The following is a 13,435-nucleotide window of genomic DNA, read 5'->3' on the forward strand; positions in this document are numbered from 1 at the left end:
ACGGCGAACGCGCAAGAGCGTAGGTAGCGTCTTCTCGCAGAGTAGCCCTTCTTGCAGGGTAGCTGTTCCCGTTCGCTCGGAGAGGGTTCCCGCAGAGTAGGGTAGGTACGGCGTATCCGTTGGTAGGAAATTTAGGACAAGGGGAATGAAGAGGACACGGGGACACGGAGATCAGGGGAATAATTAATGAGTACGGGCGGGTTTAAAAGATAAATTCTCGATGTCAGTGAAAAATTATAAATAAAACCCGCCCCTACCAATGACTATTGACTCTTAAATTTTTCCTTTGGAATAATTTCTGTTACTACTCGGTTGCCAGAATTACCACCACTAACAACTATATTTTCCTTTTGGATATTACCAATAGCTTTTTCACCTGTAAATGTCATTGGTGGGTCTACTTGTCTATAAACCACATCACCTTGAGCTTCTACTAATTTGTTATCCAGATACCAAGTTAGTGTTTTAGATTTGAGTGACTGGCGGCGTTCCCCAATACCATTGACATTACCTGTTAAATAGGCGATTTTTTGGGGTATTTTTAATTCACCTTGATTTGCAGTTACTGTCACATTTTCGGCACGATGAAATATGCGTACAGGATCATTGGTAGTAACAGTTTCTGTGTTTAAATTCCAATACATAGAATTACTGGCAATTTGCATCGGCGGTTCAAGTAATTCTATTTGAGCATTTTTAGTAATAGTAGCAATTTTAGTTTTCAAGTTAACTTCGGCGGTATCCCCTCGACCTCGATCAGTAATTTTATTATTTTTATAATGGTCAATTTGTACAGGGCGATCAGCAATTAATTTTTCTTCTTTAATTTGCCAAACTAAATGTTCTGTACGAATTTGTAATGGTGGTTCCATTGAGTTTGCAACTACTTTGCCCAAAAAATCAACACGTTGAGTTCGAGTTTTCACTCGTGCTTCTTGTGCTACTGCTTGTAGTTGCTTATGGGTGCCATACATTTGGTTGCGGACTATCAATAAGTCTTCTTGAGGACGCCATTCTAGTTCATTGCCACGCAACACCGTTCCATTGCGAGGATCTGTAGCAACTATATTTCCCTTAAGAAATAATTGTTTTCCATCCTGTTCAATATCTGCTTGTTGTGCCTGCACTTGATAAACTATTTTGCCATCTTGATATAGTTCACCATATGGACTTTCTGCTTGACCAATTTGTTTTTCTTTTGTATACTTCGCCTGTTTTGCCCTGACTTTCCAAATCGGCCGCCCAACATCATCTGCCTGTTCTAATGTGACAGCAAAGAAAGTTAACTTGCTATCTGTGTCTTTGTCTTGGGGAGTTTCAACAGGCGATTTTGTGAGTGTTTTAGTATTACTCCCACAGCCAGCTAGCCCAAGGAGTAGAAGTAAGGTAAAAGGCAAGAGGTGATAATGGACGCGGTAAGAGGAATTTTCTCCGCGTCCCCGCGTCCTTATTTCCCCGTGTCTTTTGTTGTACTCTTTCATTCTGGAATTTCCAAATGTCCATCAGCTGTTTCTCTAGGATGCTCCAAAAAATCCATGCTAGTTAAAGGCCGATAGGGATAACTTTGACGTGGAGTTTTCTGAATATCTTCTTTGACGGCTTCTAAATCTATATAGCGATCGCTCACATTGATTAAGCTGTCGCTTGTCATTGAGCGTAAACTTACTACCTCTACCCGCACTCCCCGATAGCTAACGGAATTTACTGCATATGCCAAATCGCCATCACCACTGACTAATACTGCGGTATCATAAGAATCTACCAAAGCCATCATATCAACCGCAATTTCTACATCAAGATTTGCTTTTTTCGATCCGTCTGGCAATTGCACTAAATCTTTCGCTATTACTCGATAACCGTTGCGACGCATCCACAACAGAAAACCCTGTTGCTTCTCGTTAGTTCTGTCTACACCTGTGTAGAAGAAAGCACGCAAAAGTCTAGAACCGCCCGTTAATCGACACAATAGCTTGGTGTAATCTATTTCAATTCCTAATTGTAGCGCTGCATAAAATAAATTTGAGCCATCAATAAATATAGCAACACGACCTCGATTTTCCAAAACTTGCTCTGGCGTAAATATCGAGTCGTTTTCCAGATTATTCAACATTGTTGTCATACCTCATTTTTTATCGACGTAATAATTGATACTTTTTAGATTTTCATAAAAGTTTAGAGTTGCTTATGAACATTTTTCAGGGCTAATTAAATCAGCCCTGGCAAAGTACAAAGAATTTAGAAATGGAAAGAACTAGCTAATTGTTATTTGAGTGTTTCTATGCGTTTAAAAACAGGACGGGGATCGCCCAATTTTTGTTTGCCACTTAGTACTCCCCACATACCATGAATTTCAAACGGGGCAACAATGGCAGTTTGTGATTGCTCGTTAAAGTCAATTTCAAAACCCAGTTGCTGATAAATATCACTACTAATATTTGGAATAACTGGAGACAAGAGATAGGCTGCTAACCTTACTGATTCCAAAACCCCATACAATACTATTTCTGTTGCCTTTTGCTGTCCTTGTTTATATAATGACCAAGGAGCCTGTTCATCAATAAACTTGTTGCTGGCTTGTACTAGCTTCAGAATAGCGTCGCAGGCTTGGTTAAACGCTAGCGCTTCATAAGCAGTTTTTACCTGTTCCCCCAGATGTAAACTGATCGCTTTCAAAGGATTATCGACAGGGATATCTTCACTTGTAATTAATGGTAGATTGCCAGCACAGTATTTTTTAACCATATTTAAAGTGCGATTGAGCAAATTACCTAAGTCGTTTGCCAAATCTGCATTCAGAACATTTATGAATCTAACTTCATTAAAATCGCCATCTTTGCCAAATTCGATTTCCTTAAGGAAGTAATAACGAACAGCATCTGCACCATAGTTTATGGTTAATGCCACAGGATCAAGGGTATTGCCCAGGCTTTTACCCATTTTCTGGCCATCTTTAGTTAAAAAGCCGTGTCCAAATACTCGTTCTGGCAGAGGCAAGTCAGCTGACATCAGCATGGCAGGCCAATAAACTGCATGAAAGCGTAAGATATCCTTACCAATTAGATGTAAGTTGATCGGCCACCATTTTGCTAAGGCATTTTCTAAAGTTGCTTCTTCGTTTGGTTCCAGCAATGCCGTTACATATCCTAAGAGGGCATCAAACCAGACATAAAGAGTATGATTAGGATCTGCTGGTACTGGAAAACCCCACTCTACATTTACCCGTGAAATCGAAAAATCTTGTAAGCCCTGTTTGACAAAATTCAGAACTTCGTTGCGACGAGTTTCTGGCTGGATAAAATTTGGTTGAGATTGGTAGAGTGCTTCGAGCTGGGCTTGGTATTTGGATAGGCGAAAGAAGTAGTTCTGCTCATCTCGCCACTCTGCTTCTTTGTTCGGGTGAATTGGACAACGGTGTCCTTCTAGTAATTCTCGTTCTTCTTTAAATTCTTCACACGATACACAATACCAACCTTTTTGTTGTCCCAGATAGATATCATCTTTAGACCAAACTCGCTGGAAAAACTCTTTGACAAGTGCTTCGTGCCGATGATCGGTAGTGCGAATAAAGCGATCATATTTTATATCTAGCAACTGCCACAGGGATACAAATCCCGTAGACATTTGATCACAAAACTTTTTTGGTGGTAATCCTTTACTTTCAGCTGTTCGTTGAATTTTTTGCCCATGTTCATCTGTACCCGTCACCAGCAGCACTGGACGCCCCATAAGCCTTTGAAAGCGTGCCACTACGTCTGCTGCTATTGTTGTGTACGCGCTACCTATATGGGGCAAATCGTTTACGTAATATAACGGTGTTGTGAGTGCAAATGTTTTTTTTGTTTTATCCACTATATTCATGCAAAATCAAAAAATAACTTAAATAAATTAAAACAATTTTCTATCTGAACTTATTTAGGCAAAACCACGTAATTATACAACATAAATACTATATTTTCAAGTTACACCATAATATTAGCAAATTTATTTGGAGCGGAATTAATTTTTAATTTGGTAGAAATTAACAAAAAATTCTGCCAAAAAGACAGAGACTTTCAACTATTAATTCCTGAAAAAATATTGGTTTGATTAATTGTTACACTATTAATACATATATTTATTTCACAAAGAATTTTCTATATTTGCAGATAAAGACATTTCTACCTTAAGGCAGTTCCAGGTATGGTAAAGAAATGTAACGATCATATGCAGAATAACACCTAGTATTTGCGTAAAATTTATATTGAACAAATATGAGTGTAAACAACTCCTTAGATCTTTCTCGCTGGTTGTTGGCAGCTCTATCGACCAAAATGTTTCGCTACTATGAGGATCGAATTCCCCAAGACGCCAGCGTGTTAGTAGTAAGTAATCATCGTAGCTTTATGGATGCACCGATTTTAATGGCGGCGTTATCCAGCCCAATTCGCTTTGCTTGTCATCACTACATGAGTCAAGTGCCGATCATGCGGGAAATCGTCACAGGTTTAGGTTGCTTTCCCTTAGAAGCAGATCAAAAGCGTCAGCAAAGCTTTTTTAAGCAAGCACAACAACTGCTACAACTAAAGCAAGTAGTGGGTGTGTTTCCAGAAGGAGCGGAACCAATGGTAAAATTTACCCAACCACAGCAGGTGGGAGAGTTCCAGCGAGGATTTGCCCATTTGGCATTACGAGCAGCAGTGCAGGATTTAGCTATTTTGCCAGTTGCGATCGCCTCTTTAGAAGAAGTTAACACATCCGCTGTACCCCTAAGCCTATTGAGCTTTTTCGATCCTTCAGAACCTCTATTTAATCAACCAGGTTGGCACCCTTTGGTCATCTACAATCGTGTTGCAGTGCTAATCGGTCGTCCTTATTGGATTAGACCCCAACATCAACAACAATATCAAGGAAAACAAGCAAAAACTGTTGTGGCTGAACTGACAAAACATTGTTATGGCGAAATCACCAGTTTGCTACATCAAGGATGTTATTAAAGTCATTTGTCTGTTGTCCTGCATGAATAACTAAATATTGACAAATGACTGATAACTAATGACAAATGACCAATGACTAATAACCAATGTCTATTCCAAAAGTAGAACTAAAGCCATGTTTTCTTACTCCCAGGCGCTTACAGCCGGAATACCCCCTGTTTGTATATTTACCTGGGATGGATGGAACCGGTCAACTGTTGCGAACGCAAACAGTAGGATTAGAAGCTGGTTTTGATGTCCGCTGTTTGGCAATTCCCCGCGAGGATCTAACAAGCTGGGAAGTATTGACAAATAATGTATTAGACTTAATCCACGCCGAACTCGAAAAAAGTTCTCAGCGCTTAGTCTATCTATGTGGTGAGTCGTTTGGGGGTTGTTTAGCTCAGAAAGTAGCTGTAGCAGCACCGCATTTATTTCAGCGAATTATCCTTGTCAACCCTGCTTCTAGCTTTCATCTTCGCCCTTTATATGAATGGGCATCCCAATTCACTAGCTTTGTGCCATCATGTTTTTTTGACTTTGGTGCAATAGGGTTTTTGCCATTTTTAGCAGCTTTGTCACGTATTTCTAGAAGCGATCGCCATGAAATGCTAAGAACGATACGTTCCATACCAGTAGAAACGGTTTGTTGGCGATTGTCTTTAATTAAAGAATTTCATGTTGATGAAGAGGAGCTACGTCGTCTTACTCAACCTGTTTTGCTAGTTGCTAGTGTCTTAGATCGACTTTTGCCTTCTCTTGCTGAAGCAGAACGATTAGTTAATATTTTACCTGACTCTAAATTGGTACTTTTGCCAGAAAGTGGACACGCTTGTTTATTAGAAACAGATATTAATTTATACGAGATCATGAAAGCCCATAATTTTTTAGCAAGTGGTGCAGAATTAGTCAAAAAGTTAGAGGTTAAAAGCTAAAACAAAAGAAATTTTTAATACACTTTATACCTTTATATTTATGCACTAAATTAGCTCGATCACACCATTCTATTTTGGGAGTGGGGTTAACTGTATTGCTTTAACTAACGACTTATCCTTACAGGGGGAAGTCAAGCAGCTTGCAATTTCGTTACAAACAAAATAGTAAAGACTTTAGAAGGTGCCAAGCAATGGCAAATAAGCCCCAAAAAGAAAAAGAGAATAAAAAACTAGACAATACACCCCCTGCTGATCAAAAAGAAGACAAGCCATCTTTGTTTGATTCCTTTGCCGAAACATTAGGCTGCGTAGCAGGAACAGCAGTAGGTGTAGGTGCAGCAGCTGGTAGCAGTGCAATAGAAGCAAGCAAAGCAGTTGCAGAAACAGCAGCTGGTGTAGGAGAAGCGGCAGCAAAACAAACCCATAAGTTAATTGAGCAAGCAACTCATACAGCCGGACAAGTTACAGATTATCTAGGGCAAAATTGGCTAATTCGCAGGGTAGCTGGCGTGTTAAACCTGAATTGGCTGGTTGGTGCAAGTGATAATGTTGATTTAGAAAAAGCCGCAGCAGCAGTGAAAAAGTTGCAGCAAGAACATCCAAATGAATCACCCAACCAAATAGCTCACCGCATTATGGTGGAAAAAGCTGCAAAAGCAGGTGGAATTGGTTTTGCTAGTAGTCTTTTGCCAGGATTTGCCGCAGCATTGTTAGCTATTGACTTGGCAGCCACTACACAATTGCAATCAGAAATGATATATCAGATTGCAGCCGCCTATGGCTTAGATTTAAAAGATCCAGCCCGAAGAGGTGAGGTATTAGCAATTTTTGGTATAGCTTTGGGTGGTGGACGTCTTTTAAGAGCGGCTGGATTAGGCTTGCTACGAAATGTACCTTTTGCTGGCGCGGTAATTGGTGCTAGCTCAAATTCCACGCTGGTATATTCTTTAGGATACGCAGCTTGTCGATTTTATGAAGCCAAATTAGATGAATCCAAGTCTTTGGATTCTGAAGAAACAATTACAGAATTGAAGCAACAAAGCGATCGCTATCTAGAAACCGCGATCGCCCAGCAAAAAATCATGGATCAAATCTTGGTGCATATGCTCCTTGCTAGCTATCCAGACAAGAATTGGGAAACAATTTTGCCAGAGTTGGAAGCTTTGAACCTCAGCCCTGAATCTTTGGATGCCATTAAGCAAAACATCAAATCTCCACAGCCTTTAGATCATCTTGTTAATCAACTCAACCGAGACTTTGCGGTACCACTTTTAGCTCAGTGTTGCCGAATAGCTAAACTTGAAGGTGAAATTTCACCCCCAGAACAAAAAGTGATTGATGCGATCGCTAACAAGTTTGATATCGACTTGAAATCAATTAAGTCAATAGTTAATAATCAATAGTTAATAAGTCATTAGTCATTGGTAGGGGCGGGTTTTATTTACAATTTTTCACTGACATCGAGAATTTATCTTTTAAACCCGCCCGTACAGTAGTTAGTAGGGGCGGGTTTTTTGAGTATATGAACGGTTAAAACCAACAATTTATCTTCTAAACCCGCCCGTAGAGTAGTTAGTGGAGTTAGTAGGGGCGGGTTTTGCTGATAATCTTGCCTTTCAAATCGAAAATTTATCTTCTAAACCCGCCCGTACAGTAGTTAGTAGTTAGTAGGGGAGGCAGCGCGTCTCCGGCTCCGCTCCGTTGTAGCGACTGCCGTGCGGGTTTTATTGATTACCTTTGGGTTAAAACCGACAATTTCTCTTCTAAACCCGCCCATATAGTGGTTGGTGGTTTGTTTTCTCTTTGTCCCCGCGTCCCCGTGTCAGCCCCTCCCCCCCTCCTCTTTTCCCCAAAGCATAAAACCCAAATTTTACGCAATACTGGTACCAGAACTTTTACATTGAACGCTAAAAATGGAAATTCGATTGAGTAACACCCCTGCTTTAGAGTGGGCAGGAGATGGATTAGCTATAGGATTATTTGAAGATGCTGTAGAATTAACTGGCGAGCTGGCAGCTTTGGATGAAAAGCTTGCTGGTGTTCTCCAAGAACTTATTGCCGAAGAGGAATTTAAAGGCAAAGTCAATAGCACGGTGGTTACACGGGTGGGTAGCCCTAGCCCAGTTCGCAAAGTGATAATCGTTGGTTTAGGCAAACCGGAAGTGCTAAAACTTGATACTTTGCGGCGTGCTGCTGCTGCTGTTGCTCGATTAGCCAAAAAGCAAAAGTGCAAAACTCTAGGGATGAGTTTGCCAGTTTGGAATAACAATCCGGCACAAACTGCCCAAGCACTAGCTGAAGGTATACAGCTAGCACTGTATCAAGATAACCGCTTTAAGTCCGAGCCAGAAGATAAAGGAGTACAAGTTGAAACCGTAGATTTACTGGGATTAGGTGGACAAGAAGCAGCAATTACCCGCGCCAATCAAATAGCTTCTGGGGTAATTTTGGCAAGACAACTAGTAGCAGCCCCTGCTAACGAGGTAACGCCAATTACGATGGCAGAAGTTGCAATGGCGATCGCCTCAGAACACGGTTTGCAAGTAGAAATCTTGGAACAGGAAGAATGCGAAAAGTTGGGCATGGGTGCTTTTTTAGGAGTAGCAAAAGCTTCTGATTTGCCCCCAAAATTCATTCACCTCACCTACAAGCCTGAAGGGACACCAAAACGCAAGCTAGCAATTATCGGTAAAGGTTTAACTTTTGACTCTGGTGGACTCAACATTAAAGGTGCAGGTAGCGGCATCGAAACCATGAAAATGGATATGGGTGGTGGTGCGGCTACTTTAGGTGCAGCCAAAGCTATTGCCCAAATTAAGCCAGATGCGGAGGTTCACTTTATTTCCGCAGTCACAGAGAATATGATTAGCGGTCATGCTATGCATCCAGGTGATATTCTCAAAGCATCTAACGGTAAAACAATTGAAGTTAACAACACCGATGCTGAAGGACGTTTGACTCTGGCTGATGCCTTAGTATTTGCTGAAAAGTTGGGAGTAGATGCGATCGTTGATTTGGCTACCCTAACTGGTGCTTGTGTCATTGCTTTGGGTGATGACATTGCCGGATTGTTCACTCCCGATGATGCTTTAGCTAAGGAATTAGAAACGGCTGCGGAGACATCAGGCGAAAAAATTTGGCGAATGCCAATGGAAGAAAAATATTTTGAGGGCTTAAAGTCTAGTATCGCTGATATGAAAAATACCGGGCCACGTGCTGGTGGTTCTATTACTGCTGCTCTTTTCCTCAAACAGTTTGTTAAAGAGACTCCTTGGGCGCATTTAGATATCGCTGGTACTGTTTGGGCAGACAAGGAAAACGGCTATAACGGTTCTGGGGCTACTGGCTTCGGCGTACGTACTTTGGTGAATTGGGTGTTGAGTTAGGACTAAGGTGGGCGAGTATTGCCCACCTAAATTAGCTCAATTTACTTCCTTTCTGGATGTCCTCTTTCTTCAGGTGAAGGCTTGCCCATGTTATTAATTTCTGCAATCATCTGATATAACCGTCCTAAGTCACGTTGATTGAAATACAGGACTAGACGGGGTAAGTCAAAAGCTTCATCTTGCCCTTCTTGGGGTAAAGCATGGCTTTTTTCAATCCTTCCTTGAACAAGAATGTCACCAAAATCAGCGTTTAGTTTTTCGACTTCAGCATCTGATAAATCTGTATTCAGGCGGATCACCAAGCGATCGCCTACATAGCGACTGGAGTGATAAACCTGGTAAAAGCGGGTAATAGCATTACAGGCTATAACCAAATCATCTGTCACTGTATACAAGCTTGGATCTTCCGGGCTGACCAAACCTTTTTGTACTAATTGTTTATCAATATACTCGCTCCAAGACCTCCAGTAATCACCACCAGGATGATCTATTAAAACTACTGGTACAGGGCCAAATTTACCCGTTTGGCTTAAAGTCATACACTCAAAAGCTTCATCTTGAGTGCCAAAACCACCAGGAAACAGAGCAACAGCATCACTTTCTTTTAACAGAAATAATTTGCGTGTAAAAAAATATTTAAAGTGAATTAGTTTGGGATCGCCCTCGATAATTGGATTTGCTTGCTGCTCAAAAGGTAGTTGAATATTTAAACCAAAGGAATTTTCTCGCCCGGCACCTTCATGCCCCGCCTGCATAATTCCACCACCGCCACCAGTCATAACCATGAATCCCAACTGAGAAACATAGCGAGCAAAGTCAACTGCCATTTGGTATTCTGGAGTTTCTGGTGATAGGCGAGCCGAGCCAAAAATAGTGACTTTGCGAACGTGTCGGTAATTATGAAAAAGCTCGAAACCCCGCTCCATATCTGCTAAAGACGCAGATAATATCTTCCAGTCGAGGCGATCAAGTTCACTATCAGCTAGACGCACTATAGTTAATAGTGCTTGCCGGATGTATTGCCGATGTTTTAACGTCGGCAAGCGCTCAATTAATTCAGCAATATCAGCTTGGATAGACTCTAATGTGTCGAACGACGCAGATGAGGTCATGAGAACTGTAGCCAAAGTGGCATTATATTTTACCTAAATTTGCGATCAAATTTGCAACCACGACGGGTCGTTAAAAGTCCATAGCCCATAGTTAACTATACAGAGTTTATTGACTCTGTACTAGCACTGCTATTTCGTTCCTCTAAGGACGAAAAGATTTTGATCCCAATAGTCGTTTTCTTACAGACATACTATAAGGCACCCATAGATTTTTCACCTATCACTTTCGTACAGACGCAATTAATCACAACCGTACTAGATGTAATAGCATCTGTGGTTTAATAAGCTACAGTGCCAATGACCTTTGATACCATCATATAGATACTGAGGAGAGGAAGTTATTTCACTGAGAATTCAATTTTAAACTATAACCTTGCCAGACCCCCGACTTCTTGTAGAAGTCAGGGATCTATGATTTTATAACATTTCACAAAAATTATGATACAAATGCAGACGATGTAGAGACGGGTACGCCTGCGGCGTATCCACAAGATAATTTCACGTCTCTACTTATTCTTACAGACAAAAAGGCACCTTTGGTTACAAAAACTAAGGTGCTGCATTTTTTGTGTTAAATACAGAAAGAATAAATTGGAGCAAAATAGATGAGATTATTTTTACTTCAATTAGGTGGGTTCACAAAAAGATAGACAAATGAATCACAGATTACTTTCCTTAAGAAAGTTTTTTACTATGATGTCTTGGTAGTTAAATACACTACAAAAGTCACTTCAAGATGAAGAATAGCACATCTAATTAATCAGACAATGCAATCAAGTGCAATGCTTACACCTGAATGGATTGCTGATAATTATTGGGCTGACTTGCAGAGTCAACAAAATACTCCAAAAAAAATTCCAGATGCTTAAGACTCAAGATATTTTTCTAAAGTATTAGCTAGAGTAGTTTTTGGCACAGCACCTACTACCATATCAACTTTTTGCCCACCTTTAAAAATCATCAATGTAGGAATGCTGCGGATACCATATTGGCTGGCAACATTAGGGTTCTCATCAGTGTTGACTTTAACTACCTTGAGTTGACCCTCATACTGAGCTGCTATTTCATCTACAACAGGGGCCACCATCCGGCAGGGACCGCACCAGGGAGCCCAAAAGTCAACTAAAACAGGAACTGCGCTTTCCAATACTTCCTGCTTAAAAGTAGAGTCGGTAACTTGTGCGGCTGCTGACATGGCTACAAACCTTTGCCTATGATATTTTTTGAGTTTGCTGAAATTCTACCATAGCAAAAAGCACTGCTTGGAAATGAAGCACATACATTTGCATATATATAGATTTAGTTTTTATTAATAAACATAAGGAAGCGCCCGAACCGCAGTCCGGGCGGAGTGTGGTGTGAGGAGTGAACGGAAACATGCGTCTCCGCTATTTCTATTGTAGGCGACATATGCTAATTTTCCAGTAATTGTTTGAGAGTCTGGGAAATTTTGTTGAGCGATTGGGGATTGGGAAGAGGACGCGGGGACAAAAAGACGCGGGGACGCAAAGAAATAGGACAAGGGGAAACACCAGACAAGGAGAATCGTGAACACATTCTTACCCCTCTGCTTCTTTGTACCTGAAGCTCCTACTTGCCTACTCTCCCCCTCCTATTCCTAGCCCCTAGCACGCCAGTCGCCTTAACGGAGCGGAGCCTCCGCACGGCGCCGGCTCCCCTAGTCCCTATTCCCTCTATTTACCCATGCCTAATTGTTGAGCTTTTTGATACACTTTCCCTTCAGTCAATAAAGATGGAGCAATCACAACTTCTACTTGTTGCATTTCTTTAAGATTTTTTGCTCCTAATGTACCCATGCTCGTTTTCAAAGCTCCCAAAAGATTATGAGTACCATCATCAAGTTGGGCAGGGCCGACTAAAATTTGTTCTAAAGTACCAGTAGTACCTACGCGAATCCGTGTTCCACGCGGCAAGACTGGGCTAGGAGTAGCCATACCCCAATGGAAACCCCGTCCGGGTGCTTCGGCAGATCTTGCAAAGGGAGAACCAATCATCACTCCATCAGCACCACAGGCAATACATTTACAGATGTCACCGCCAGTAATTAAACCACCATCAGCAATGACTGGGACATAATTGCCAGTTTGTTGATAGTATTCATCGCGTGCAGCAGCACAGTCAGCGATCGCGGTTGCTTGCGGTATACCTACACCCAAGACTCCCCTAGAAGTACAGGCTGCACCAGGGCCAATGCCAATCAGTACAGCGGCTGCGCCTGCTTTCATTAAGTTAAGAGTTACTTCGTAAGTTACGCAGTTACCCAGTACCACAGGCATGGGCATTTCTCGACAAAACTGTGCTAAGTCTAGTGGTATAATCGATTCTGGTGATAAGTGTGCCGTCGAAACAACTGTAGCTTGAACAAAAAATAAATCTGCCCCAGCTTTTGCAACCACTGAACCATACTTACTTGCTCCTGCTGGAGTCGCACTAACCGCAGCAATGCCACCTTGTGCTTTAATTTCTTTAATTCGTTGTTCGATTAGTTCTGGTTTGATCGGTTCGGCATAAAGTTCTTGCATTAGCGGTACAAATTCATCTTTGCCCACTGCCGCAATCCGATCTAAAATTGGCTCTGGATTAGCATAACGAGTTTGAATTCCCTCTAAGTTCAGCACGCCTAGTGCTCCTAACTGCGACAAAAGCACAGCCATGCGAACATCTACTACACCATCCATTGCACTAGCAATAATTGGGATTTCTCGCTCAATATTGCCAATACGCCAGTTTGTATCTGCCAAACTCGGATCGAGTGTACCTCTGCCAGGTACTAAGGCAATTTCGTCTATTCCGTAAGCTCTGCGAGCTGCTTTGCCCCGCCCAATTTGAATTTCCACTCTGACAATGTTCCCAAATCTGTTTAAGCTAGGGTATCAAATTGTGGAGATATTTGCAGCAGTTATGTGAGTTCGTTGTTGACCACGAAAGCCTTGTTTTCAAATTAGAAGGGCAGATAAAAAATATGTATTTGAAAATCAAATTTGCCTAGTTTTGTCAAAATTAATGTATGTGCTTGTTAGCGATCGCTA

General features: G+C 41.4%; 10 protein-coding genes and 1 pseudogene. 4 read left to right on the forward strand and 7 right to left on the reverse strand.

The genetic code is table 11. The features are described 5' to 3' along the window. Positions 1 to 263: 263 nt before the first annotated feature. The 3 genes from lptC to metG form a co-directional block, all read right to left on the reverse strand. A complete protein-coding gene (lptC, locus tag U2718_RS33200) occupies positions 264 to 1,481 on the reverse strand; it encodes an LPS export ABC transporter periplasmic protein LptC (protein ID WP_341994177.1) in 1,218 nt (405 codons plus the stop codon). Next, positions 1,478 to 2,110, reverse strand: coding sequence for an NYN domain-containing protein (locus U2718_RS33205; protein WP_016874226.1), 633 nt, complete (start codon positions 2,108 to 2,110; stop codon positions 1,478 to 1,480). Before U2718_RS33205 ends, lptC begins: the two co-directional genes overlap by 4 nt. Before the next feature lie 152 nt (positions 2,111 to 2,262). Continuing rightward, positions 2,263 to 3,858 carry a methionine--tRNA ligase gene (gene metG / locus U2718_RS33210; protein WP_341994176.1) on the reverse strand — a complete coding sequence of 532 codons (1,596 nt, stop codon included), beginning with the start codon at positions 3,856 to 3,858 and terminating at the stop codon, positions 2,263 to 2,265. A 392-nt stretch (positions 3,859 to 4,250) separates the two neighbouring features. Here metG and U2718_RS33215 point away from each other — a divergent pair, with 392 nt between their 5' ends. The 4 genes from U2718_RS33215 to U2718_RS33230 all read left to right on the forward strand — a co-directional run bounded on the left by U2718_RS33215 (position 4,251) and on the right by U2718_RS33230 (position 9,273). Then, positions 4,251 to 4,973 carry a 1-acyl-sn-glycerol-3-phosphate acyltransferase gene (locus U2718_RS33215; RefSeq protein ID WP_341994175.1) on the forward strand — a complete coding sequence of 241 codons (723 nt, stop codon included), beginning with the start codon at positions 4,251 to 4,253 and terminating at the stop codon, positions 4,971 to 4,973. Between the two features lie 86 nt (positions 4,974 to 5,059). Continuing rightward, positions 5,060 to 5,887, forward strand: a complete 828-nt coding sequence (locus U2718_RS33220) for an alpha/beta hydrolase (RefSeq protein ID WP_341994174.1) — start codon at positions 5,060 to 5,062, stop codon at positions 5,885 to 5,887. Between the two features lie 191 nt (positions 5,888 to 6,078). After that, on the forward strand, positions 6,079 to 7,290 hold the full coding sequence (locus tag U2718_RS33225; RefSeq protein WP_341994173.1) for an EcsC family protein: 1,212 nt from the start codon (positions 6,079 to 6,081) through the stop codon (positions 7,288 to 7,290). Positions 7,291 to 7,800: 510 nt separating this feature from the next. Then, on the forward strand, positions 7,801 to 9,273 hold the full coding sequence (locus U2718_RS33230) for a leucyl aminopeptidase (RefSeq protein WP_341994172.1): 1,473 nt from the start codon (positions 7,801 to 7,803) through the stop codon (positions 9,271 to 9,273). Between the two features lie 41 nt (positions 9,274 to 9,314). Here the strand turns inward: U2718_RS33230 and U2718_RS33235 are convergent, their stop codons facing one another. The 4 genes and pseudogenes from U2718_RS33235 to U2718_RS33250 all read right to left on the reverse strand — a co-directional run bounded on the left by U2718_RS33235 (position 9,315) and on the right by U2718_RS33250 (position 13,243). Then, a complete protein-coding gene (locus U2718_RS33235; protein WP_341994171.1) occupies positions 9,315 to 10,385 on the reverse strand; it encodes an LOG family protein in 1,071 nt (356 codons plus the stop codon). Between the two features lie 865 nt (positions 10,386 to 11,250). After that, positions 11,251 to 11,592 (reverse strand): annotated as a pseudogene (gene trxA, locus U2718_RS33240) (thioredoxin); the annotation flags it as partial. Positions 11,593 to 11,798: 206 nt separating this feature from the next. After that, the gene (locus U2718_RS33245; protein WP_341994170.1) at positions 11,799 to 11,942 is read right to left on the reverse strand and encodes a hypothetical protein; all 144 of its coding nucleotides are present in this window, start codon (positions 11,940 to 11,942) and stop codon (positions 11,799 to 11,801) included. Positions 11,943 to 12,079: 137 nt separating this feature from the next. Next, positions 12,080 to 13,243: a GuaB3 family IMP dehydrogenase-related protein gene (locus U2718_RS33250; protein ID WP_341994169.1), complete on the reverse strand. Its 1,164-nt coding sequence runs from the start codon at positions 13,241 to 13,243 to the stop codon at positions 12,080 to 12,082. Positions 13,244 to 13,435: the final 192 nt, after the last annotated feature.

The organism is Chlorogloeopsis sp. ULAP02, assembly GCF_038404745.2.
Lineage (GTDB): Bacteria > Cyanobacteriota > Cyanobacteriia > Cyanobacteriales > Nostocaceae > Chlorogloeopsis.

Bases quoted from the DNA above. Each gene is read 5' to 3' on its own strand.
- U2718_RS33225 (WP_341994173.1), top strand. From the start codon at position 6,079: ATGGCAAATAAGCCCCAAAAAGAAAAAGAGAATAAAAAACTAGACAAT.
- metG (WP_341994176.1), bottom strand. From the start codon at position 3,858: ATGAATATAGTGGATAAAACAAAAAAAACATTTGCACTCACAACACCG.
- lptC (WP_341994177.1), bottom strand. From the start codon at position 1,481: ATGAAAGAGTACAACAAAAGACACGGGGAAATAAGGACGCGGGGACGC.
- U2718_RS33230 (WP_341994172.1), top strand. From the start codon at position 7,801: ATGGAAATTCGATTGAGTAACACCCCTGCTTTAGAGTGGGCAGGAGAT.
- U2718_RS33235 (WP_341994171.1), bottom strand. From the start codon at position 10,385: ATGACCTCATCTGCGTCGTTCGACACATTAGAGTCTATCCAAGCTGAT.
- U2718_RS33245 (WP_341994170.1), bottom strand. From the start codon at position 11,942: ATGTGTTCACGATTCTCCTTGTCTGGTGTTTCCCCTTGTCCTATTTCT.
- U2718_RS33220 (WP_341994174.1), top strand. From the start codon at position 5,060: ATGTCTATTCCAAAAGTAGAACTAAAGCCATGTTTTCTTACTCCCAGG.
- U2718_RS33215 (WP_341994175.1), top strand. From the start codon at position 4,251: ATGAGTGTAAACAACTCCTTAGATCTTTCTCGCTGGTTGTTGGCAGCT.
- U2718_RS33205 (WP_016874226.1), bottom strand. From the start codon at position 2,110: ATGTTGAATAATCTGGAAAACGACTCGATATTTACGCCAGAGCAAGTT.